The following is a 22,173-nucleotide window of genomic DNA, read 5'->3' on the forward strand; positions in this document are numbered from 1 at the left end:
AAGCTCAACGCCGGACGGCCCTATTGGGTCCATCCCGTTCTGATGGACGACCGGAAATACTTCAATCCCAAGAAAAACAAGGCTTTCGGCTACTGCGACGTGATCATGCTCCTGGCCTTCAAGGGCGGCCAGGCGGTCGGGCGCGTCATGGGCATCATCAACCACCGCTTCAACGAGCACCGCGGGTCCAAGATCGCCCGCTTCGGCTACATCGAATCGATCGAGGATCGCGAGGTCGTCCGGGCCTTGATCACGAAGGTCGAGAACTGGGCCAAGGCCAAGGGCATGACCCGGATCATCGGTCCCTACGGCTTCTCCGACCAGGACCCGGAGGGCTTCATCATCGAAGGCTTCGAGAACCGGGCCACCATCGCCACTTATTACAATACCGAATGGATGCCCGGCTACGTCGAAGCGCTCGGCTACGCCAAGGACGCCGATTATTTCGTCTACAAGGTCGATGTGCCGAAGGAAATGCCCGAGCTGTACAAGAAGATCTACGAGCGAACCATGCGCCGGGGCAACTTCCGGATTCTCGAGTTCCGCAAGCGCAAGGAGCTCAAGCCCTGGATCGTGCCCATCTTCTCCCTGATGAACGAATGCTACATGGCCTCCAACATCTACGGCTACGCGCCCTTGAGTGAGAAGGAGATGGAGGATCTGGCGGCGCGCTACCTGCCCGTGGTCGATCCCCGCTTCGTCAAGGTCGTCCTCAAGGACGACGAGCCGGCGGCCTTCATCATCGCCATGCCGGACATGACGGCGGGCATTCAGAAGTGCCGGGGCCGCCTGTTCCCCTTCGGGTTCATCCATGTCCTGCGCGCGGCCAAGCGGACCAAGCAGCTCGACCTCATGCTGGGGGCGATCAAGGAAAAATACCGCGGCTTCGGGCTGGACGCGCTGATGGGTTTCAAGACCCTCGAGGCGGCCTGGGAGGCCGGCTACGAGTTCATGGACACCCACCACGAGCTCGAGGTCAACGTCCGGGTCCGGGCCGAAATGGAGCGGATGGGCGGGAAGCAGTACAAGAAGTTCCGGGTTTACACCAAAAACCTCTAAAGGGCTCTTCCATTCTGTGCGGCCTGCGTCACGGCATTTGGCCCGGCGGCGCGGGTTTTTCACGCCTTCCTTGCGCCTACTCTCCTCGGCGCCTGCGGAACTCCGCACGATTGATTATCCGGACTTGAAAGACCGCCCACTCTGTCTCTTCTGCGTTCGATCGTCACGTGCTCAAACAGCCCTCGGCGCCCGTTGGGTTCCCTCGGAGAGGTGCGCAGGAAGGCTAAACCCGCGCGGTTTCGCCGTTGGCCAAACACCGTGCCGCCTGACCATCCCGCACAGAATGGAAGAGAAAGACGAAGATAAGTTTAAGCGCTTTTTGGAAACGATAAAATAGCTTTCAAACGGATAAGGCTACCTTGAGGGGGTGGCAGGAGCCCGGCCATCGGCCGGGCGACGTTGGAGGGGGAACCCGCTAAAGGTTCCACCTCCAAGGGAGTCCACCACCCCACACAGAATGGAAGAGAAAGAATAAAACAAGCTTAAGGACATTTCGGAAACGATAAAATCGTTTTCAAACGGCAGAGGCTACCATGAGGGGGTGGCAGGACGACGGCCTCTGGCCGGAGGACGTTGGAGGGGGAACCCATTGAAGGTTCCCCATCCAAAGGGATCAGGGGGAACCCGCCAATGGTTCCCCCTCCAAGGGAGCCCCGGCGGGAAAGCGGACGATAAACTCGGCCCCCGCACCGCTCTCGATTGCCAGCGCCCCACCGAGCTGGCCGGCCAGTTTGCGGACCAGCCGCAAACCGAGCGATCCGCCCGCCTCCGCGTCGACACCCGGCGGCAGTCCGACCCCGTCGTCGGCGACCGTCAGAATGTATTCGCCGCGGTCCTCCCGCAGGCCGATGCGGATCGTTCCCGGACGGCCTTCCGGAAAGGCGTGCTTGAGCGAATTAGAGACAAGCTCATTGATGATCAGGCCGCAGGGAAAGGCGATGTCCGGCGACATCGGGACGTCCGCGACGTCGAGCTCAAGGCCGATGTTGCCCGCCCGGAGGGCGTATGCCGCCATCAGGTCGCGGGCCAATCGTCGGATATAATCAGCGGCTCCGATCGCGGCCGCGCTTTCCGATCGGTACAGGTTTTCATGAATCAGGGCCATGGCCCGGATCCGGTCCATGCTTTCCCGGAACAGCGCCAGCGACTCGGGGTCTTTCACCTTCCGGGCCTGCATCGAGAGCAGGCTGGAGACGATCTGGAGGTTGTTCTTGACCCGGTGATGGATCTCCCGAAGAAGAACGTTCTTCTCCTCGAGCGCCGTCCGAATCTGGGCGGTGCGGTCGCGGACCTGCCGCTCCAGGTTTCGGGCCGTCCTCTTCTCGGTGACTAGCTGAAACGCCGCGTAGCCGAGCAGGAGAAAGACGGCGCCCACCAGGAGGTAGAACCACCAGTGCCGGGCCAGGGGGGCGGCGATGTCGATTTCGGGCGAAGCAATGGGATCGCTCCACCCGCCCAGGGCGTTTTCGGCCCGCAGACGGAAAACGTAATGTCCGGGCGGCAAATTGGTATACCGGATCAGCCCCTCGCCGGCCGGCCGGGGGTCGCTCCAGCGGGCGTCGAACCCGTCCAGCAGGTAGCGGTAGCGGACCGCGTTCTCGTCCACGAAGGTGATGGCCTGGAACTCGAATTCCAAGTTGTTCCGGCGCGGCGACAGCCGCAGCGGCCGATCAGCGGGCAACCAGACGCCCCCGGCTTTGATTCCATGGATGCTGACGAGGGGAGGCGGAATCCGGCCGGCGGGAAAGTCGAACTCAGCGTGATAGCGAGAGACGCCCGTATTAGTTCCGATCCAAACGCGGCCGGAGCCGTCCACAAGTCCGGCCGACCGATTGACCTCGGATCCGGCGAATCCCTGCTTGATGGTGTAAGTGCGGGTCTCCCGCCCGTCCCACCGCACGGCGCCGTTATCCGTTCCGAACCAGAGCGCTCCGCCCGGCTCGCGCAGGATGAGGTACACCGGCCGTTCGAGGCGCAGGCCGGGCCTGGTGAACAGCCGCAACCGCCCGTCTTTGACTTCATACAGCCCGGCCATCGTGCCGACTAAAAGCCGGTCGCCGTCATCCACCGCGGAAAAGACGTCATTCGCGTAAGAGCTGTCGGGGCTCAAGCACTGTGCCCAGCCGTCGCGCCCCAAGATATAAATCCCGCTGGAAGAGCTGGTGGCGAATACACGCCCGTCCAAAGTGATTCCGATTTTTCTCAGGTAAAGGGGCAACGAGGCCGCCCCCGGCATCGGAACGGAGCGGTCCCCCGAAAAAAGCCGAAGGCCCTCATTCGAGGTGACCAACAGCCGGCCGTTCCCCGCGTCCGCGACCGAGCTGACCTGGCCGACCAATCCCGCTTCCCGGCCGAACCAGCGGATCGATCCGTCGGGGGATATCCGGGCCAGGCCGCCGCCGGCGGCGGCCGCCCAGATCGTTCCGGCCGCGTCCACGAACAGGTCCAAGACGCGGGTTCCAGTGGGCTGGCCTTTGCTCTGCACAGGGAAGGGCCGAGGCCGAAAGCTCCGGCCGTCAAAAAAGGTCAAGCCCGAATTGTGGCCGAAGACAATTCGGCCGTCCTTCAACCGGGCCATAGCCGTCACTTCGTCTTCCAACAGGCCTTGGACTTTGCGGAAGTTGGCGAAGCGATGTCCGGAGATCTTGCTCAGTCCGCGCAGGCTTGCGACCCAGACGTTCATTTCCCGGTCCAACAGGATCGAAGTCGCCCCCTCGGCGATCAGCCCCGAATTCATATCCAGCAGGTCGACCTCCCGAGCCGCAGCCTGCAAGTGGTAAAGGGCATAGGGGTTCCCGAAAAAGACGCCGCCCGTGCCGTCGGGAGAGAGGACGATGTTGGGGTGGGTGTCGTCGACGTGGGTGACGAGTTTCTCGGCCATAAGCTCGAACTTGCCTCCGCTCAGCCGAGCCAGCCAGGTTTGTCCGGCCAGCCAGAGGCGACTCCCGGAAGCGGTTTTCTCTTCGAGGACGCCGAGAACTCCCTTCTGAAGGATCGGAAAGGATCTGTTCAGGGAGTCGTCGGCCGTCCCATTCCGAATGATGGTCACCCCGCGGTCGGTGGCGGCGAAGATCGTGTCGCCATCTGCGGCCATGCCGCAGACCCGGTCGGAGGCTAGGCCGTCGGACTTACGGATGCGTTTCCAAACGCCGTCGCGGAGGAGAAAGACTCCCGAATGAAGAGTCCCCAAGATCGCCGTTTCCCGATTCGGCGGCCCGGTGATGACGAGCCCGACCGGTTCAATCGCCTCCCCGGGCGCTGCCAATGCCGCTTGCCGCTCCCAGCGCCCGTCCCGGAAGCAAGCCAAGAGGGCGCGCGGGTTGTCTCCCCAAGCCCATAGAGAGCCGTTGGCATCGACGGCCAACTTGCTTACGGACACTGCCGGGAATCCCCCGGGGGCGGAATAGGTCGTCCAAGAGCGCCCGTCGTAGACCGAAATCCCGGCCCGGGTTGCGAACCAGATTCGGCCGTCCGGAGTCTGGGCCAGGTCGTGGATGGTGGAGCTGGCCAGGCCGTCGTTCTCCGTATAGGTCCGGACGAGATAGCTCTGGCTGTAAAGGGGAAGCCCGATGAAGGCAGAGAGCAGGAAAAGAGACGCGATCCGGGTAAAGCTTAGATTGCGCACGATCTAGAGCTATTCTATCAGAGAAGGGGGGGTTTTCAACCCGATAGACGAATACGGATCCGTTCAGTTTCCCGGCGCAGCTCTTCCTCGGCGAAGGGCTTGCCCAGAAAGACGGCTTCGGCGTCCAGGGCCCGGATGCGGGCGGCGATCTTCTCGTCCACGGTGGCGGTGAGGAAAATGATCGGGACGGCCCGCAAGGCCAGGATTTTTTCGGCGGCTTCGATCCCGGACATCGCGCCCCGCAGGGTGATGTCCATCAGGATCAGATCCGGCCGGCCGGCCGCCGCCAGCCGGATCGCCTCCTCCCCGGTCGCGGCGACGCCGCACGCATCCCAGCCCAGGGCTTCCAGCTGGTCCTGGATCTCCATGGCCACGATCGATTCGTCTTCGACAATGAGGGCCCGGGGCCGGAAGAGAAGGGGCTGGTTCATCAGACCACCCCCAGAAGCGATCCGAGATAGACCAGGCTCAAAATGCCCAAGACGGCCACCGTGCCCCACGAGACGACGTTATAGACCTTGCCGTTGACGTGCTTCCCCATCAGGCGCTTGTTGTTGATCAATAAGAGCATGAAGACCAGAATGACCGGCAGGACCACACCGTTGATGACTTGGGAGATATACATGACCGGGAAGAGAGGGATGCGGGGCAGGAGGACGATGCCCGCCCCGAGCAGGATGAGCATCGTGTAGAGGCCGTAGAACTGGGGCGCCTCCGAGAACTTTCGGTCCACCCCGTTCTCCCAGCCCATGGCTTCGCAGACGACGAAGGCCGTTGACAACGGCAGGATCGAGGCGGCGAAGAGCGAGGCGTTGAGCAGGCCGAAGGCGAACAGCGCGGCGCAATACCGTCCGGCCAGCGGCCGCAGGGCCTGGGCCGCGTCGGCCGCGGTCTCGACCCGGACGCCCGCTTTGAACAGGGTCGCGGCGCAGGTCAGGACGATGAACCCCGCCACCACGGTGACGACGACGCTGCCGACGATGACGTCCAGCCGGGACATCTTGTAGTCCTTGACGGCGATGTTCTTCTCCACGATCGAAGCCTGCAGGTAGAACTGCATCCAGGGCGCGATGGTGGTGCCGACCAGGCCGATAATCATGCCTAGACTGCCGGCCGACATCTCGAAGCGGGGCGTGATCAGGCTGCGGCCGACCACCGCCCAGTCCGGCTTGGCCAGGAAGCCCGCCACCAGGTAGGTGACGTAGAAGACGCAGGCGTAGAGAAAGATTTTTTCCACCGAGCGGTAGCTGCCCTTGACCACCAATAGCCAGACGATGACCGCGGCCAGCGGGACCGAGATGTATTTGGAGACGGAGAACAGCTCCAGGCTCGAGGCCACGCCGGCGAACTCGGCGATGACGTTGCCGAAATTGGTCAGGACCAGGGCGGCCAGAAGGTAGACCGTGATGCGGACGCCGAACCGTTCCCGGATCAGGTCGGACAGGCCCTTGCCGGTGATGACCCCCATCCGGGCGCTCATCTCCTGGACGATGATCAAGGCCAGCATGATCGGCAGGAGCGACCAGAGCAGGCCGTTGCCGAAATGGGCTCCGGCCATCGAGTAGGTGGCGATGCCGCCGGCGTCGTTGTCCGCGTTGGAGGTGATGATGCCCGGGCCGGCCACGGCCAGGAAAAGCAAAAGGCCGCGCAGCCGGAGCTTGAACGGGCGTCGGGGCATGGCCGGCTCCTTATTCCTCGATTTCTTCCTGCAGGATGTCTTTCAGGGTGATGAGCCCCTGCAGGATGCGCTCGCCGTCCACGACGGGCAGGGCCAGGAACTTGTACTTGCGAAAGAGCGACGTCACGTCGTCGACCTTCTCGTCGGGCTCGACGGTGATCAGGTGGGGATTCATCAGGGCGCCCAGGGCGGCGTCCTTATCGGCGACGAGCAGGTGGCGGAGCGTGCAGACCCCGATCAGTCGGCCGCCCGGATCGTTGACATAGATATAGGCCACCGATTCGAGCGGGCAAGTCAGCTTGCGGAATTCGCCGATGGCCTGCTCGACGGTCGTGCCGCGGCCGACGGCGAAAAAATCCTTGGTCATGATCGAGCCGGCCGTGCCTTCCTTGAAGCGGAGCAGATCCAGCACCGCCCGCCGCGAGGGGGCGTCCATGGTTCCGATCAGGCGGCGCTGCTTTTCCTCGGGCATGTCGGCTAACATGTCGGTCGCCTCGTCGGGAGCCATCTCCTCGAGGATGTCCGAGGCCCGCTCCGCGGGGGCGGTATCGATCAGCGAGGCCTGCAGCTTGGGGTCGTCGACTTCTTCCAGGGTCAGGGCCGCCGTCTGCAGGTCGAGGGACCGGAACAGCGACGAGCGGTTGACCGAGTCGAGCTCCTCGATGATGTCGGCCAGGTCGGACGGATGGAGCTCGTGGATCTTGCGGGCGGTGACGTTGAGCTTGAGGCTGCCCTTGACCGGATCGGCCAGCAGGGGCTGGATGAACTTCCAGGAGATCATGCGCTCTTCGATTTGATAGGCGAAGAGCCAGGCGGTGGCCCGGTCGATGCTTTTCAGCCAGCCCAAGCGGCGCAGCAGGCCGCGGGCTCCGAAATCGACATGGACGACCCGAAGGTCGCGCTTGACGATCAGGAGATGGACGTCGTTGACCCGCTCGATGCGGGCGCCCAAGGTGTCGACAACCTGCTTGTCCAGCAGATCGTCGCGCAGCAGGAGCTCGTCTCGGCCGACCTCAAGCGGGCGCAGGCGTCCGGCGGCTCCGGGCTTGAGGGTGATCGTCCGATCCGCGCAGTATTCGACGTCGCTCCAGTCCAGCTCGTACAATTGTTTTTTCCTCCGCCGCCGCAGGACCAGGGCCGCGGCCCGGGGAAAGGGATCGCCCAAGGCGATCTTGAGATCGGCCAGCCGGCCGATCGGACCTTCGGGCGAAGCCACCGTCCGCCCGATCAGCTCGGACAAAAAGACAAAGGTAGGGTCTGGGGGCAGGCCGGATTCCCGGACGATGTTCGCGGGGGCCACTTCAATTTCTCCCGTGCCTTCTTTTTCCCGGAGGCCTCTCCGGGGCCGACTGGACGGCAAGTGGTTCCCGCCGTCTTGGGTCATTTTGGCACAGGTCAAATAAGGACGCAATGATTTAGGCCACGATTTTTATTTTTTTAATAACGATTTTATCGTTCCGAAAAACTCTTTGACCGGAGCGAGGGGTGAAGGGGGCAAACGAGGGGTGAAGGGGGCAAATGATCTTCCCCCGAAATCCTAGACACTCAGATAAGAGTGGATTACATTCCAACGAGGAGGTCTAGGATGAGCGAAGGGAAGACACGACGGCGGTATGATCGAGCCTTTAAGGAAGGAGCGGTCCGGCTAGTGGTCGAGAACGGGCAGACGATCGCCGGCACGGCCCGCGACCTGGGGATCACCGACAACATGCTGACCCGGTGGAAGAAAGAGTACTTGGAGGACCAGGAACACGCCTTCCCGGGGCATGGCCGGATGAAGCCCGAGGAGGCAGAGCTCCACCATCTCAAACGCCGGGTAGCGGACCTGGAACAGGAACGGGAGATCTTAAAAAAAGCCTTGGCCATCTTCTCCAAACACCCCTGATGAAGTATCGATTCATGGCCGAAAACGGCTCCGGTTATACGGTGGAGAAGATGAGTGAGGTGTTGGGGGTCAACCGGAGCGGCTACTATGCCTATCGGGGCCGGGCGGCGAGTCCACGAAGCCAGGAGAACGAACGACTGCGGACCCAGATCCAGATGATCTGGAGCCGGAGCCGCAAACTGTACGGCTCGCCGCGGATCACGGCCGAGCTTCGAGCCCAAGGTCTTCGCTGCGGGGAGAACCGGGTGGCGCGGCTGATGCACGAGGCGGGAATCCAGTCTCAGACGAAGAAGGCGTTCAAAGTGACGACGAAGCCCGGCGGGCTGGTCGAGGCGGAGGATCTGGTGCAGCGCAACTTCCATGCGGATGGCCCGGGCCGGATCTGGGCCTCGGACATTACTTACATCTGGACGAAGGAGCGGTGGCTGTATCTGGCGGTCGTGCTGGATCTCTATAACCGGGAGGTCGTTGGCTGGACGTTGGATCGGCGGATCGGGCAAGAGCTCGTCTTGGCCGCACTGAACCAGGCGCTGCTTCGTCATCCCCCGGAGAAGAATCTGGTGTTCCACTCGGACCGAGGCGGGCAGTATCGAAGCCTGCGAATGAGTCGTCTTCTGGCTCGCCACGGCATCCGGCTGAGTCTGGGGAGCCGCGGGGACTGTTATGACAACGCGGCCATGGAGTCGTTCTTCAGCACCTTGAAAAGCGAGTTGGTGCATCGGGAGCGGTTCCAGACGGAGGACGAGGCGAGGTGGAAGATCTACGATTACATCGAGGTCTATTACAACCGGCAGCGTCGGCACTCGACGTTGCAGTATCTGACGCCGGCAGAGTATGCTAATGCTACGATCCCATCTTAACTGGGTGTCTACAAAATCGGGGGAAGATCAAAAACCCACGGGCTCCGAAAACATAGGATGGAATTCTAACGGGTTATGCACCTTGGAGGGGTAGCAGCTCCGCCGCCATTTTGGCGGCGGGGCGTTGGAGGGGGACCCCGATAAAGGGTCCCCTTCCAAGGGAGTCCGAGCTCCGTCCATCACGTTTTCCATGGCCTCGCGGACGAGCCCGCCCATGGCTTCGCGCTCGTCGGGCGCGACTTCGAAGACGAGCTCGTCGTGGACTTGGAGGATCATCCGGGAGCGCAGGCCGCGCTTCGCGATGCCGCGCCGCACGTCGATCATGGCCTTCTTCATCAAGTCGGCCGCCGTCCCCTGGATCGGCGTGTTGAGGGCGATCCGGCGGCCGGCGTCCCGCGAGACGCGGTCCGCCGCCCGGAGCTCGGGAACCTGCCGCCGGCGCCCGAACAGGGTCACGGATGTTCCCGTCGCCCGGGCCTTCTCGACCTCGTTCTCCAGGAAGGCCTTGACCCCGGGGTAGGTCGCTTCGTAGGCGTTGATGACGCGCTGGGCTTCCGCCGAGGATGTCTCGAGCTGCTTGGCCAGGGAAAAAGCCGAGGTGCCGTAAATGATGCTGAAGTTGATGATCTTGGCCCGATGGCGGGCCTCGTTCCGGAAGAGCCCCGCCGTCGCTCCGAAGACGCGGTCGGCGGTCTCCTGGTGGATGTCCGCGCCGCGCCGGAACGTCTCGACCAGCCCCGGGTCGCCCGACATGTGGGCCAGAACCCGCAGCTCGATCTGCGAATAATCGGCGGCCAGGAAGAGGAAGCCCTCGGCCGGGATGAAGGCCCGCCGGAAGCGGGCTCCCGTCTCGCCGCGGGCCGGGATATTCTGCAGGTTGGGGTCCGAGCTCGACAGCCGGCCTGTGGCCGCGACGGTTTGGTTGTAAGAGGTATGGACCCGGCCCGTGGCCGGGTCGACGAGGGCCGGCAGGGCGTCGGCGTAGGTCGATTTGAGCTTGGCAATCTGGCGGTACTCGACCACCCGGCGGACGATGGGATGCTTGTCGGCCATCCCCTCCAGGACATCGATGGCGGTCGACAAGCTGCCCGTCCCCTTGGTCTTGCGGGTCATCGGCAGCTGGAGCTTGTGGAACAGCACATCGCCGAGCTGCTTCGGCGAATTGATGTTGAAGGCCGCGCCGGCCTGGGCGTGGATGTCCGCTTCAAGGCGGCGCAGGTCCGCTTCCATGCCGGCGCCGATCTCGCGCAGGGCTGGAACGTCGATCCGGACGCCGAGCGCTTCCATTTCCGCCAGGATCCCGATCAGCGGCTGCTCCAGGTCGCGGTAGACCCGATCGAGGCCTGCGGCTTCGACCTTGGTCCAGAGCCGGCGGCTCAAGTCGAGGGCGAAGTCGGCGTCCTGGCAGGCGTACGGCGTCACCGTCTCGACCGGGGCGAGATCCATCGTGATCTCGGACTTGCCCTTGCCGACGATCTCTTTGAAGGGGATGGATGCTTCCCCCAAATAAGCCAGCGACAAGCGGTCCAGGTTGTGCTTGCCCCAATTCGGCTCGAGCAAATAGGACAGCACCATGGTGTCCAGGTCGAGGCCATGCAGGCGGAGGCCCTCGCGCTCGAGCACGATCAGGTCGTATTTGATGTTCTGGCCGATCTTCCGGATCGCCGGATCCTCCAGGACGCCGCGGACGATGGCCAAAGCCCGATCGATCGGAATCTGGTCCGGCGCCCCCATGTAGGCGTGCCGCAGGGGAATATAGAAAGCCTCTCCCGGCTCGACGGCGAGCGAGAAGCCCACCAGCCGGGCCCGGGTGGGGAAGATGTTGTCGGTCTCGGTGTCGATCGAAACGGCGCCGGCCCGACGGATCCGCTTGACGAGGGCCCGCAGGCCGGGCTCGTCCAGAATGGCCGCATAGGCTCGGGCCGACGGCGATACCGGCGGCGGCGCGCCGAGCTCGGCCAGGAGCGAGCCGAACCCGAATTCCTTGAAAAGCCGGGCCAGCGCGTCCCGGTCGGGCTCCTCGATTTTGAACGCCTCTGGGTCGAACTCGAGATCGAGGCCGCTCTCGATGAGAGCCAGCCGGCGGCTCATCTCGAGCTTGTCGCCGTTATCCCGGATGGCGGTCCGGACCCGCTCGTTCTTGACCTTGTCCAAGTTGGCCCGCAGCGCCTCGAGCGACCCGAACTCGGCGATCAGTTGCTTGGCCGTCTTCTCGCCGATGCCGGGGACGCCCGGGATGTTGTCCGTGGGGTCGCCCCAAAGGGTCAGGACGTCGACGACCTGCGAGGGCTCGACGCCGAAGAATTCTTTGACCTTGGCGGCGTCCAACAGAATGTCTTTGGACGGATTGTATATTGAGGTCGAGGCGTTGACGACTTGGAAGAGATCCTTGTCGGTCGTGACGATGACGGTGTGCATGCCGCCGGCGGCGGCCCGGACGGCCAGGCTGGCCAGCACGTCGTCGGCTTCGTAGCGGGCGTTCTCGAACAGCGGGATCCGGAAAGCCGTCAGGACCTCTTTGAGCCGGGGCACTTGGCAGATGAGGTCCTCCGGCATGGGCTTGCGCTGGGCCTTGTAATCCAAGTAGATCTCGTTCCGCATCTTGGGGCCCGGGGTGTCGAAAACGATGCCCAGCAGGTCCGGCTTGGCCGCGGCCAGAATCTTGCGCAGAGTGACGATGAAGCCGTAGATCGCATTGGTCGGGAACCCCTGCGCGTTGGAGAGGCGACGGATGGCGTAATACGATCGGTAGAGGATCGAGCTGCCGTCGATAAGATAGAGGGTCTTTTCGGTCATAAGCTCGGTCCGGGGAGATAGCGGTCGAGCCGGCCGGCCGCCAGGTCTTCGAGGACCATGCCATGGACGTCCGTCAGGAGCTTGTTCAATTGATCCGGCCAGGACGCCGACAGGCGGAGCGAAGGCAAGGCTTTCCTTCTCGAGTAGATCAACCGGCCGGAGCTATAGATCAGCGTTTCGATATAACTTGTTGCGCCGGGCACATCCTGAGTCTGGACGATCAGGCTGGTACCGCGGCGGACGAATTCGCTGCTGATCCCTTTCATTGATGGCATTATAGAGGGGGGGGGCCTAAGATTCAAGTTTCTTCCCTCGATTGACATTCGAAGCTGAATTGGTATAATTACGGGGCTTTAAAGGACCCAACCGATGGTAATTGATATAGATAGACTGCCGAAAGACGGTTTAACCGTCAGCCGGAACTTCGACTTTCCGAGTCTGGAGCTGGTCGACGAGGAAGCCGTTTTCCTGGAATCCGTCCATGCCGATATGACGGTCAAACGGGTCGGGGACGAGGTCTGGATCACGGGCCGCGTCACGACCCGGCTGAGCTTCGTCTGCAGCCGGTGCCTGTCGCCCTTCGAGTTCCCGGTCGACTCCCGGTTCGATCTGGTCTATCTGCCCGAAGACGAGCACGCGGGCGTGCATGAGCTCAAGGACGAGCTCGACGACGAAGACGCCGACACGCTGTTTTATCAAGGACGCCAGATCGACCTCCGGGAGGTGGCCCTGGAGCAGCTGAACCTGACGTTCCCGATCAAGCCGCTGTGCGCGGAGTCCTGCGAAGGCATCTGCGCCGTCTGCGGCAAGGTCCGCAAGGACGGCGAGTGCGGCTGCCTGATCAAGGAATTCGACGACCGCCTGGATAAGCTCAAAACTCTAATGAAAGACAAGAGATAGGCTCATGCCCAACCCCAAACGCCGACATTCCCATTCCCGCAAGGGACGCCGCCGCGCCCATGACGGCTTGACCGTCCCGTCGTTCTCGGTCTGCTCCAATTGCGGAACGCCGAAGCTCCCCCACAAGGCCTGCCCGGAGTGCGGCTACCACCGCAGCCGCCAGGTCGTCAAGGCCGCGGCGGATTGAACCGGACCCGGGTCGGTCCGCGCATGAGGACGGACGTCCTTTCCGATCGCCCCAGGAGATGAGGATGATCTTCCAAGATCGCGTCACGGTCGTAACCGGGGCGTCCCAGGGCATCGGCGAGGCCATCGCCCGGGAGTTCGCCCGCCACGGCGCCGCGATCGCCCTGCTCGACGTCCAGAAGGACAAGCTCGAGGCCGTGGCCCGGGCCATCGTCGCCGAGGGCGGCCGGGCCGAAGCCTTCCCGGCCGACGTGACCAAGTCCGACCAAACCGCCGCCGTCGTCGAGGCGGTGCTCAAGGGCTTCGGCCGGATCGATCACCTCATCAACAATGCCGGCATCACCCGCGACAATCTCTTTATGCGGATGAAAGAGGAAGAGTGGGACGCCGTCATGGCCGTCAACCTGAAGGGCGTCTTCAACCTGACCAAGGCCGTCGTGCGGCCGATGCTGCAGGCCCGCTACGGCCGGATCGTCAACTTGTCCTCGATCGCCGGCGAGATGGGCAACGCCGGGCAGACCAACTACGCCGCCTCCAAAGCGGGGCTCATCGGATTCAGCAAGTCGCTGGCCCGCGAGACGGCCGCCCGCAACGTGACCGTCAACTGTGTCGCCCCCGGCTTCATCGCGACGGCCATGACCGAGGCCCTGCCCGAAAACGTCAAAACGAAATTTCGCGATGTCATACCCATGGGGCGCTTCGGCGAGCCCGCGGACGTGGCCCGCGCCGTCCGATTCCTCTGCTCCGAGGACGCCGCATACATCACCGGCCAAGTTCTTAATATTAACGGCGGGATGTATATGTAGCCATCTTTGTACAAATCTTTGAGGAGGTTTCACCATGGAAAGAGATGAACTGCTGAAGAAAGTTAAGGCGATCGTGGCGGACAAGCTGAGCATCGGCGAAGACCAGATCACAGAAGAAGCCTCGTTCATCGAAGACCTGGGCGCGGACTCCCTGGACACCGTCGAGCTGGTGATGGCCTTGGAGGACGAATTCAGCCTCGACATCCCGGACGAGGACGCCGAGAAGCTGACCACCGTCGGTAAGGCGATGGATTACATTGTCGGCCATGTCAAGTAATTCGGGAGATCACCAGAAAACCAACGAAAGACGGGTTGTCATAACGGGGGTCGGCCTAGTGACCCCCTTGGGGACGGGGACGCAAAAGTCCTGGGAGGCCCTGGTCGCGGGGCGGAGCGGAGCGGGACCGATTACCCGCTTTGACGCCTCGCGCCACGCCACCCGCATCGCCGCCGAGGTCCGCGACTTCCAGCCGCTCGACTTCATCGAGCGAAAAGAAGTCCGCAAGATGGACCGCTTCATCCAGTTCGCCATGGCGGCGGCCCAGGCCGCGGTGGAGGATGCCGGCATCCCGCCGGCCCGCCTGGAGGGCGACCGGGCCGGCGTGCTTGTCGGCTCGGGCATCGGCGGCATCGGCACCATCGAGGAGTGGCACAAAGTCCTGCTGGAGAGGGGGCCCAGCCGGGTTTCGCCCTTCTTCCTCATCGCCACGATCATCAATGAGGCGGCCGGCCAGATCTCCATCCGCTACCGGTCCCGCGGCCCCAACTCGGCCACGGTGACCGCTTGCGCCGCCGGAACCCACGCCGTCGGCGAGGCCTGCCGGCTGATCGCCCGGGGCGACGCCGACATCATGATCGCCGGCGGGGCCGAGGCGCCCGTCACGCCCCTCGGCGTCGCCGGGTTCTGCGCCATGAAGGCCATGTCCGAAAGAAACGATGCTCCCGAAAAGGCCTCCCGACCGTTCGACGCCGGCCGCGACGGATTCGTCATCGGCGAAGGGGCGGGCATCGTCCTGCTGGAGGAGCTCGGCGCGGCCTTGCGGCGCGGGGCCAAGATCTATGCTGAGGTCGTCGGCTACGGCATGACCGGAGACGCCTACCATCCGGCCGCCCCGGCCGAAGACGGCGAGGGCGCCTATCGGGTCATGAAGCACGCCCTGGACGATGCCGGCCTGGCGCCGGAGGATATCCAGTACATCAACGCCCACGGCACATCCACTCAGCTCAACGACCGCATCGAGACGGCGGCCGTCAAGCGCCTGTTCGGCGGCCACGCCTACAAAGTGGGCTTGAACTCGACCAAGTCGATGACCGGTCATCTGCTGGGCGCCGCCGGCGGCGTCGAAGCCGGCATTGCGGCCCTCTGCCTCAAGCACCAGATCATGACCCCGACCATCAACTACGAGACGCCCGACCCGGAATGCGACTTGGACTATGTGCCCAACGCCGCCCGTCCGGCCGAGATCATCCATGCCATGTCGAATTCCTTCGGCTTCGGCGGGACGAACGGCTGTCTCGTCTTTCGCCGTTTCGAAGAGTAAGAATTTCCTCTTCGCGCCGGATCATCTTAGGAGCAAGGCATGAACATCGTGGTTTTTGTTAAAAGAGTTCCGGATACGGAATCGCGGATTCGGCTCCAGCATGAAACGGCGAGCGTCGTCGAGGAGGGCCTGAACTTCATCATCAGCCCCAACGACGAATATGCCATCGAGGAGAGCCTGCGCCTGCGCGAGGCCCAAGGCGGCAAGGTCACGGCCGTCAGCCTGGGCGGCGACGAGTCCCTGATCGTGCTGCGCAAATGCCTGGCCATGGGGGTCGACGAGGCCCTCCTGATCAAGGACGACCGCAAGGAGACCTACGACGGCTTGCGCGTCGCCAGAATTCTGGCCGCGGCCGTCAGGACCCGTTGGGCCGACGCCGACCTTCTTCTGTTCGGCCGCCTGTCCGTCGGCGCGGATAACGCCCAGGTCCCGGCCATGACGGCCGAGCTCCTGGGCTGGCCGCAGGCTACGGTCGTCATCAAGCTGCTTATCGAGGGCCGGTCCGGGACGGCCCTACGCGAGATCGAAGGCGCGGTCGAGAAAGTCGCCTTCCTTCTGCCGGCTGTCGTCTCGGCTCAAAAGGGCCTTAACGAGCCCCGCTACGAGACGCTCAAGGGCATCATGGCGGCCAAGAAGAAGACCATCCCCGCCGTTACCCCGGCCGAGCTGGGCCTATCGGCCGAAGATATCGCGCCGCTGGTCGACGTCCTGGGCTTGGAGACGCCGCCGGCCAAGGCGGGCGGGCGGATGATCGGGGGGACTCCCGAGGAAGCGGCCCGCGAGCTCGTCCGGCTGCTGCGGGACGAAGCCAAGGTCATCTGAGGAGAAAGGGCATGATCCTGACTTATATCGAGACCCGCGAAGGCAAGATCAAGAAGAGCTCGCTCGAAGCGTTGGGCGAGGCTTCGCGCCGGGCGGCCGAGCTGGGCGTTCCGGCGTCGGCCGTAGTCGTCGGGGCCGGCCTGGACTCGTTCCCTCCCGAATTGGCGGCGGCAGGCGCGGCCAAAATTTTTCTTCTGGACAACCCCGGTTTGGCCGCTTACGGCGCGCCGGCCTATGCGGCCGTGTTGGCCGATCTGGTTCGCGCCGAGGCGCCCGCCGCGGTTTTCTTCCCGGCCACGGCCTTGGGCAGAGACTTGGCCCCGCGGCTGGCGGCCAGGCTCGGCGTCGCTATGGCTTCCGACTGCGTCAAGATCGAAGTCCGGGACGGGCGGCTTGTCTTCACCCGGCCGATCTATGCCGGCAAGGCGTTCTTGACCCTGGCGCTCTCCTCCGTACCCGCTCTTGTCACACTGCGGCCCAACGTGTTCGTCTCCTCCTCGGCGGCCTCCCTTACAATCCCGGCCGCGGCGGCTGGATCGGTTAGGGCTGCCGAAATGGCTGCCGCGGGCGAGGTCGTCAAGATCGCCGTCGCTTTGCCGGCCGGGGCCGATAACGGGCAGGTGGTCGAGATCCAGGGCGCCGACGGGGCCGAGCTTGATGTGGCCGAGGCCGAGATCGTGGTTTCGGGTGGCCGCGGCCTGCGGGCTCCGGAAAGCTTTGCCTTGCTCCGCGAGCTGGCTGCGATCCTGCCCAAAGCGGCCGTCGGCGCTTCGCGCGCGGCCGTGGATTCGGGCTGGATCGGCCACGCCCACCAGGTCGGCCAGACCGGCAAGACCGTGTCCCCAAACCTCTACCTGGCCTTCGGCATCAGCGGGGCCATCCAGCACCTGGCCGGGATGTCGTCGGCCAAGGTCATCGTCGCCGTCAACAAGGACGCCGAAGCGCCCATCTTCAAGATCGCGGACTACGGGATCGTGGGGGATGTCTTCCAGATTCTGCCCGCCCTCAAAGACGAGCTGCGAAAAGCCTTAAAAGAATAGGGGTACAGTATACGTAAATCCCTATTTATTTGGATCTCGAAAGAGGTCGATCTCGGTTTCCAGGATCGGCCTTTCCTTTTTCGGCCGGCCCGGCTTGCCCTTTGCTAGACGACGATCCGTCAACGCCTCTAATCTTGCGATGAAATCTTCATCTCCGAGAGGGCGTCCCGTCTTTTCATGGGTATGAAGCTCGTCGCGAAAGCCGGAGTCCTCGTCTTCTTTCAGATAGGCGGCCCAATTCTCCGCGATCGGCATGCTTCCATCGAGATCAATAATCGGATCCTCGCCTAGGCAAAGATGGCCTCGTGCGCTTGACCATCTATAGCCTTGGGCGTCCTTGGTGATTCCGGCCCGAACGGGATTGAGTTCCACATAGCGAACGGCTCTATAGAGATAGGGAGCGTCGAGGGGAAACGACCAATAGCGTTCCTGCCACAGGTGGCCCTTCCATTTTTCCCTGGTGTTGATGATTGTGGTGTATTTCCGGTGTGTCTCTCCCAGCACATGCGCGAATTCGTCTTTGAGACTCGGCGTGGAAATAAGATGGACATGATTGTCCATGAGACAATACCCGAGGATGCGAAGCCCTGTCCCCTCCAGGTTGTCGCGAAGAATTTTTAAGTAATAGCTTTTGTCCTCCTCGGAAAAGAACACCCGTTGCCGCCGATTGCCGCGCTGAGTCAGATGATGGGGAATACCCGGGATGATTAATCGAGCTAAGCGGGGCATAGCGTTTGATTTCCCCTGACTTAATAAAGACGCCGAATGAGGACTGGAATTCTCAGCCATCGGTTTAGCGTGGAGTGAATTCGGACCTGCGGCCCCCAGGGGGACAGCGATAATGCCTTTCGCCCTCTGCTAATGAAGCCGGCTTAAATAATATGAATATTTGGGGATGGCGGCTGATTCTGTCGGATTAGGTACCGCCCCCAATCACTCCGGATAAAAAGCCGAATAAGCGAGCCAGCCTGCAATTCGGACGAAGAGGAAGGCAATCCGGGTTCGTACCTCGATGTGAAGGAGCGAGGACAAGCTGGGAAATAGGGAATTACGTATACTGTACCCCTATTTTTTATATATCCAGCAGTAACCGGTTTTCTTTAGAGCGCTGCTCGCCCACGCTCGTCACGTAGATCGCCGGATCGTCCATGACCGGGCACTTGTTCTCGCAGATCCCGCAGCCGATGCACATCTCGAGGTCGATGACCGGAGCTTTCTGAATCAGCGTCGTTCCGTCCGGCCGCTTGGATTCGTACTCGATGAATTTGATCGCCTTGGGCGAAGTGGGGCAGTGCTCCTCGCAGACGATGCACGGCCGGCCCAGAAAGTAGGGCAGGCAGCGGTTCTTGTTGATCCAGGCCGTGCCGATCTTGACTTGCGTCTTCTCCGGGATCGTCAGCTCCTTGATGGCCCCGGTGGGGCAGACCTGGGAGCAGAGCGAGCAGTAGTACTCGCAGTACCCGATCTTGGGCACCAGGACCGGCGTCCACAGCCCCTCCGGCCCGGCCTCGGAAAGCGCGGGCTGCAGGGCGTTGGTCGGGCAAGCTTTCATGCACTCCCCGCACTTGACGCACTTGGCCAGGAACTCGGGCTCGGGCAAGGCCCCCGGCGGTCGCAGCAGCTTTTCCGAGGCCCGCTTGCGGGCCTGGGTGATGCGGAAGAACGGCACACTGAAGAAAGCCAGCGCCGACGCCAGAAGCAATTTGCGCTTGGTCAGATCCACGGCCGGGGTCCGCTCCGGCTTGAACCGCGTCGGGAAGGTGATGGCCTTGGTCGGGCAGATCGCGGCGCAGGTCTCGCAGTAGACGCATTCCGAGCTCTTCCACTCGCCGATCGGGAAGGGCTTGGCCTGGGTTTGGCAGTGGATCGAGCAGAGGTTGCACTTGATGCACTTCTGCTCGTCCACTTTGAGCTTGAACAGATTGAAGCGCGAGGCCAGCCCGAGAAAAGCGCCCGTGGGGCAAAGATAGCGGCACCAGAATCTTTCCCGCCACGCGTTGAGCAGCAGGAAGGCGAGAAAGACGAGCCCGATGAAGAACCCGCCGCGGAAAGTCGCATTGAGGGTCATCGTCTCGATCACCTGGGTCAGCTTGTCGCCGACCGAGCCGAGCCCGGCGCCATACGCTCCCCCGATGGCCATCTGGGCCCCCTGGGCGAAGGCCGGCACGGTGCTCGTGGCCAGGGTCCGGGTCAGAAAGGTCAGCGGGTCAAAGTAGCCCAGCAGGTCGAGGGTGAAGACAGCGCTGACCAGGACAAAAGCGAGGACGAGGTATTTCCAGGCCAGCCCGCCCTCGGCCGGCTTGCGCGGGCGCCGCAGCTTGGTCACCCGGAAAAGCCAGCTCGCGGCCTGGTGGACGGTTCCCAGCGGGCAGACCCAGCCGCAGACGACCCGGCCGAAGAGCACGGTCACGAGCAGGGTCACCGCCGCCCAGGCGAAGGCCGCCAGGAGCGTGCGGGCGGCGATCGCGACCGCGGCCGCGATCAGGGGGTCGAAATGAAAGAAGATTTCAACGTTGCCGATGTAGTCCTGGCCGGCGAAGTGGGCCGAGAAAAAGAGCCACAGGAAGAGTCCGAAAAAGCCCGCCTGGCTGAGGATCCGCAGAGCGCGCAGGGCGCGGTGTTTCCTAGATCGTTCTTTTTTCAATGGCCATCTTCTCCAGGTCGATCCGGCCCAGGCCGCGCTGGGAGGCCAGCTTGAGGTAGACGAGGTCGGCCGGGGCGATGTCGAAGAAGGTCGCGCCCATGGCGTCGACGGCGACGCCGTCGCGCCCCGCGACCACCGTCTTCAGCAGCTTGGTGTCCGACGGCCTCCCGCCCTGCGGGCCGTTGCGGATCAGGATGCGGTAGGCGTCCAGCACCGTCAGCGTCGGCTTGAAGAATCCGTGCAGGTCGACCATGGCCTCGTCGAGCTTTTGGTGGAGCTGGTTGCGCGGGTCGCCGATGGCCCCCAGCCAGTTTTTCAGGCCCATGGTCACGCGGCATAGGCTATGGTGCTTGGCGATGGGCACGTTGATCAGCTTATCGGCTTCGACGAAGTCCTGGATGACGTCCCACTCCTTGAGCCACTCGCCTTTGATGGCCATTTTCTTGACCCGGCGGGGGTTGATGAACGGCACCTCGGCCCCGGCCGCCTTGGCCGCGGCCTGGATGCCCGAGCGGGCGTAGCAGCGCTGGGCCTGGTTGGTCGTGTTGTCCATGACCACGACCTTCTTGGCCCCGGCGGACAGGCTCATTTCGATGAGGGCCCGGACGACCTCCGGATTGGTGCAGGCCGCCATCTCGGGGGTGCGGTCCCATCCGATGTTCGGCTTGATCATAACCACGTCGCCCTTGGCCACGAACTTGGCCATACCGCCCAAGACCTCGATGGCGGCCTTGGTGATGGCGGCGGGGGATTCGCCCTGGACGAAGGCCAGGTCGGGAGCAGCCATGGCGCCCCCGGCCAGGAGCCGCGAGGCGGCGCCCGCGGCCAGGCTTCCGGCGGCGATATCTTTAAGGAATGCGCGTCTGTTCATGTCGTCATCCTTTGCCCAGCGATTTCCGGTACGCCAGGATGCCCTCGGCGATGCCCTCGGCGGCCTTTTGGCGGTAGGCCGCGTCGAGGAGGCGGGCCGCCTCCCCGGGGTTCGAAAAGTGCGACACTTCGACCAGGACGGCCGGCATGGCGCTCCCGATGAGGACCCAGAACGGGCCGCCCCGCGTCCCCAGATCCTTGACGTCGGAGTAGGAGCGGGAGAGGTATTGTACCAGATTGCCCTGGATTTTCTGAGCCAGCTCGCGCGACTCGAGCACCCGGCTGGCCTCGACCAGCTTCTTGATGATCGCCTCCATCTCGCCGATCGTCTTAGTGGTCGTGGCGTTCTCCCGGGCCGCCAGCTCGTTGACCCGGGGGTCGGGGCTGAAGTTGAGGTAGAACGTCTCGATGCCCCGGCGGCGGGTGTCGGCGAAGGCGTTGATGTGGATGGAGATGAACAGGTCGGCCTTTTTTTGGTTGGCCAGCACCGTCCGCGTCTCGAGCGGGACGAGGATGTCCGACTCCCGGGTCAGGATGACATCGAAGTTCCCGTTGGCCGCCAAGAGGGCCTTGAGCCGCAGGGAGATATCCAGGGCCGTCACTTTCTCCAGGTGGCCCTGGGCGTCGAGGCAGCCGGGATCGATTCCGCCGTGGCCGGGATCGATGACGATGGTCCGCACCCCCAACCCAAGCTGCCGGGCCAGGGTGTAGCCCGCGGCCGACGGTGTCGCCGGCTGCGGCTTCTTGGCCGCGGGCTCGGCCGGCTGCGTGACCTTGGCCGGCGGGGCGTCCAGGGCTTCGCCGGGTCCCAGGGGGTAGATGTCCACGACGATCCGGAACGGGTCCTGGAGGGGAAAGACCTGAGTCCTCTTGATGCGGCCGAAGTTGACGGCGGCGGTGAGGCGTACGGTCGTAGCCGTCTTCTGGAGGAGCCGGACGCCGCCGATGTAATCGCCTCCTGTGGGGACGACGGATGTCGGCACCATCGGATTGAGCCGCGCCTGCAGGATATCGACGGTGAGGAGGCCGTCCTTCTTCGACTCGGCGGATACGAATTCGCGCAGAACTCCTATGTCCAAGACCAGCCGGGTGAAATTGGCGTGGGTGTACGAGCGCAGGTTGTAGACTTCGGCCCGCGGGTCGGCCTGGCCGGCGGGCGGCAGGCTTTGCCCCGCCGCGGTGAAGACGAGGGACGCGAGGGCGGCGATGAGGGCGAGCGTCGGGCGGCGGCGGTGAATCAAGCTCTCATGATTGTAGCCAGTCCGGCTGCCTTAAATCAAGAGGCTTTTCCCATCTCCGGGAAGGCGCCATGGTGTTCGGCCCGGCGGCGCGGGTTTTTCACGCCTTCCTTGCGCTTCTCCGCTCGGCGCCTGCAGCGCTTCGCAGTCCTCGTCGGGACGTTGCTTCGACAATCCCCGCGAGGGCGGAACTCCGCATGCGCGTCCACCTGAGCCTGCATGA

20 protein-coding genes are annotated in these 22,173 nt (G+C 63.5%); 10 read left to right on the plus strand and 10 right to left on the minus strand.

Annotation, left to right across the window (positions count from 1 at the left end):
- On the plus strand, window positions 1–1,059 hold a 1,059-nt coding region (locus NTZ26_02815; protein ID MCX6559425.1), incomplete at its 5' end, for a hypothetical protein.
- A 613-nt stretch (window positions 1,060–1,672) separates the two neighbouring features.
- On the opposite strand, the gene NTZ26_02820 is transcribed toward NTZ26_02815, so the two are convergent.
- From NTZ26_02820 to NTZ26_02835, 4 genes are read right to left on the minus strand one after another with little or no spacing between them, the layout of a single operon-like run.
- On the minus strand, window positions 1,673–4,684 hold the full coding sequence (locus NTZ26_02820) for a triple tyrosine motif-containing protein (protein MCX6559426.1): 3,012 nt from the start codon (window positions 4,682–4,684) through the stop codon (window positions 1,673–1,675).
- A gap of 35 nt (window positions 4,685–4,719) precedes the next feature.
- Window positions 4,720–5,115: a response regulator gene (locus NTZ26_02825; protein ID MCX6559427.1), complete on the minus strand. Its 396-nt coding sequence runs from the start codon at window positions 5,113–5,115 to the stop codon at window positions 4,720–4,722.
- Window positions 5,115–6,362, minus strand: coding sequence for an Nramp family divalent metal transporter (locus NTZ26_02830; GenBank protein MCX6559428.1), 1,248 nt, complete (start codon window positions 6,360–6,362; stop codon window positions 5,115–5,117). Before NTZ26_02830 ends, NTZ26_02825 begins: the two co-directional genes overlap by 1 nt.
- Window positions 6,363–6,372: 10 nt before the next feature.
- Window positions 6,373–7,662 (minus strand): CBS domain-containing protein, encoded by a 1,290-nt coding sequence (locus tag NTZ26_02835; GenBank protein MCX6559429.1) that lies wholly within the window; start codon window positions 7,660–7,662, stop codon window positions 6,373–6,375.
- A 285-nt stretch (window positions 7,663–7,947) separates the two neighbouring features.
- On the opposite strand from NTZ26_02835, the gene NTZ26_02840 reads away from it, so the two are divergent.
- The gene (locus NTZ26_02840) at window positions 7,948–8,247 is read left to right on the plus strand and encodes a transposase (protein MCX6559430.1); all 300 of its coding nucleotides are present in this window, start codon (window positions 7,948–7,950) and stop codon (window positions 8,245–8,247) included.
- A gap of 14 nt (window positions 8,248–8,261) precedes the next feature.
- A complete protein-coding gene (locus tag NTZ26_02845; protein ID MCX6559431.1) occupies window positions 8,262–9,107 on the plus strand; it encodes an IS3 family transposase in 846 nt (281 codons plus the stop codon).
- 27 nt (window positions 9,108–9,134) lie between these two features.
- Here the strand turns inward: NTZ26_02845 and polA are convergent, their stop codons facing one another.
- Both polA and NTZ26_02855 read right to left on the minus strand, forming a co-directional pair.
- The gene (gene polA, locus NTZ26_02850) at window positions 9,135–11,903 is read right to left on the minus strand and encodes a DNA polymerase I (protein ID MCX6559432.1); all 2,769 of its coding nucleotides are present in this window, start codon (window positions 11,901–11,903) and stop codon (window positions 9,135–9,137) included.
- Window positions 11,900–12,169: a hypothetical protein gene (locus NTZ26_02855; GenBank protein MCX6559433.1), complete on the minus strand. Its 270-nt coding sequence runs from the start codon at window positions 12,167–12,169 to the stop codon at window positions 11,900–11,902. The genes polA and NTZ26_02855 overlap by 4 nt, the downstream gene beginning before the upstream one ends.
- A gap of 103 nt (window positions 12,170–12,272) precedes the next feature.
- Here NTZ26_02855 and NTZ26_02860 point away from each other — a divergent pair, with 103 nt between their 5' ends.
- The 7 genes from NTZ26_02860 to NTZ26_02890 all read left to right on the plus strand — a co-directional run bounded on the left by NTZ26_02860 (window position 12,273) and on the right by NTZ26_02890 (window position 17,198).
- On the plus strand, window positions 12,273–12,803 hold the full coding sequence (locus NTZ26_02860; GenBank protein ID MCX6559434.1) for a DUF177 domain-containing protein: 531 nt from the start codon (window positions 12,273–12,275) through the stop codon (window positions 12,801–12,803).
- 4 nt (window positions 12,804–12,807) lie between these two features.
- The gene (gene rpmF / locus NTZ26_02865) at window positions 12,808–12,990 is read left to right on the plus strand and encodes a 50S ribosomal protein L32 (protein MCX6559435.1); all 183 of its coding nucleotides are present in this window, start codon (window positions 12,808–12,810) and stop codon (window positions 12,988–12,990) included.
- A gap of 64 nt (window positions 12,991–13,054) precedes the next feature.
- Window positions 13,055–13,795, plus strand: a complete 741-nt coding sequence (gene fabG, locus NTZ26_02870) for a 3-oxoacyl-[acyl-carrier-protein] reductase (protein MCX6559436.1) — start codon at window positions 13,055–13,057, stop codon at window positions 13,793–13,795.
- Window positions 13,796–13,829: 34 nt separating this feature from the next.
- Window positions 13,830–14,072, plus strand: coding sequence for an acyl carrier protein (acpP, locus tag NTZ26_02875; GenBank protein ID MCX6559437.1), 243 nt, complete (start codon window positions 13,830–13,832; stop codon window positions 14,070–14,072).
- Window positions 14,062–15,336 carry a beta-ketoacyl-ACP synthase II gene (gene fabF / locus NTZ26_02880; protein MCX6559438.1) on the plus strand — a complete coding sequence of 425 codons (1,275 nt, stop codon included), beginning with the start codon at window positions 14,062–14,064 and terminating at the stop codon, window positions 15,334–15,336. Before acpP ends, fabF begins: the two co-directional genes overlap by 11 nt.
- 39 nt (window positions 15,337–15,375) lie before the next feature.
- On the plus strand, window positions 15,376–16,158 hold the full coding sequence (locus NTZ26_02885) for an electron transfer flavoprotein subunit beta/FixA family protein (protein MCX6559439.1): 783 nt from the start codon (window positions 15,376–15,378) through the stop codon (window positions 16,156–16,158).
- 11 nt (window positions 16,159–16,169) lie between these two features.
- Window positions 16,170–17,198: an electron transfer flavoprotein subunit alpha/FixB family protein gene (locus tag NTZ26_02890; GenBank protein MCX6559440.1), complete on the plus strand. Its 1,029-nt coding sequence runs from the start codon at window positions 16,170–16,172 to the stop codon at window positions 17,196–17,198.
- Between the two features lie 21 nt (window positions 17,199–17,219).
- On the opposite strand, the gene NTZ26_02895 is transcribed toward NTZ26_02890, so the two are convergent.
- The 4 genes from NTZ26_02895 to NTZ26_02910 all read right to left on the minus strand — a co-directional run bounded on the left by NTZ26_02895 (window position 17,220) and on the right by NTZ26_02910 (window position 21,953).
- A complete protein-coding gene (locus NTZ26_02895; GenBank protein ID MCX6559441.1) occupies window positions 17,220–17,987 on the minus strand; it encodes a transposase in 768 nt (255 codons plus the stop codon).
- Between the two features lie 283 nt (window positions 17,988–18,270).
- The gene (locus NTZ26_02900; protein MCX6559442.1) at window positions 18,271–19,842 is read right to left on the minus strand and encodes a 4Fe-4S binding protein; all 1,572 of its coding nucleotides are present in this window, start codon (window positions 19,840–19,842) and stop codon (window positions 18,271–18,273) included.
- Entirely contained in the window at window positions 19,823–20,713 is an 891-nt protein-coding gene (locus tag NTZ26_02905; GenBank protein MCX6559443.1) for a DUF362 domain-containing protein, read from the minus strand. Before NTZ26_02905 ends, NTZ26_02900 begins: the two co-directional genes overlap by 20 nt.
- A gap of 4 nt (window positions 20,714–20,717) precedes the next feature.
- Entirely contained in the window at window positions 20,718–21,953 is a 1,236-nt protein-coding gene (locus tag NTZ26_02910; GenBank protein ID MCX6559444.1) for an N-acetylmuramoyl-L-alanine amidase, read from the minus strand.
- Window positions 21,954–22,173 lie beyond the last annotated feature (220 nt).

The organism is Candidatus Aminicenantes bacterium (assembly GCA_026393855.1).
In the GTDB taxonomy this organism is placed as follows: Bacteria; Acidobacteriota; Aminicenantia; order Aminicenantales; family UBA4085; genus UBA4085.

What these genes read in the sequence shown, in the direction of transcription:
- NTZ26_02830 (MCX6559428.1), bottom strand. Translation starts at nt 6,362, where the DNA reads ATGCCCCGACGCCCGTTCAAGCTCCGGCTGCGCGGCCTTTTGCTTTTC.
- NTZ26_02860 (MCX6559434.1), top strand. Translation starts at nt 12,273, where the DNA reads ATGGTAATTGATATAGATAGACTGCCGAAAGACGGTTTAACCGTCAGC.
- NTZ26_02890 (MCX6559440.1), top strand. Translation starts at nt 16,170, where the DNA reads ATGATCCTGACTTATATCGAGACCCGCGAAGGCAAGATCAAGAAGAGC.
- NTZ26_02825 (MCX6559427.1), bottom strand. Translation starts at nt 5,115, where the DNA reads ATGAACCAGCCCCTTCTCTTCCGGCCCCGGGCCCTCATTGTCGAAGAC.
- NTZ26_02855 (MCX6559433.1), bottom strand. Translation starts at nt 12,169, where the DNA reads ATGAAAGGGATCAGCAGCGAATTCGTCCGCCGCGGTACCAGCCTGATC.
- NTZ26_02885 (MCX6559439.1), top strand. Translation starts at nt 15,376, where the DNA reads ATGAACATCGTGGTTTTTGTTAAAAGAGTTCCGGATACGGAATCGCGG.
- NTZ26_02905 (MCX6559443.1), bottom strand. Translation starts at nt 20,713, where the DNA reads ATGAACAGACGCGCATTCCTTAAAGATATCGCCGCCGGAAGCCTGGCC.
- acpP (MCX6559437.1), top strand. Translation starts at nt 13,830, where the DNA reads ATGGAAAGAGATGAACTGCTGAAGAAAGTTAAGGCGATCGTGGCGGAC.
- fabF (MCX6559438.1), top strand. Translation starts at nt 14,062, where the DNA reads ATGTCAAGTAATTCGGGAGATCACCAGAAAACCAACGAAAGACGGGTT.
- fabG (MCX6559436.1), top strand. Translation starts at nt 13,055, where the DNA reads ATGATCTTCCAAGATCGCGTCACGGTCGTAACCGGGGCGTCCCAGGGC.
- polA (MCX6559432.1), bottom strand. Translation starts at nt 11,903, where the DNA reads ATGACCGAAAAGACCCTCTATCTTATCGACGGCAGCTCGATCCTCTAC.
- NTZ26_02845 (MCX6559431.1), top strand. Translation starts at nt 8,262, where the DNA reads ATGGCCGAAAACGGCTCCGGTTATACGGTGGAGAAGATGAGTGAGGTG.
- rpmF (MCX6559435.1), top strand. Translation starts at nt 12,808, where the DNA reads ATGCCCAACCCCAAACGCCGACATTCCCATTCCCGCAAGGGACGCCGC.
- NTZ26_02895 (MCX6559441.1), bottom strand. Translation starts at nt 17,987, where the DNA reads ATGGCTGAGAATTCCAGTCCTCATTCGGCGTCTTTATTAAGTCAGGGG.
- NTZ26_02840 (MCX6559430.1), top strand. Translation starts at nt 7,948, where the DNA reads ATGAGCGAAGGGAAGACACGACGGCGGTATGATCGAGCCTTTAAGGAA.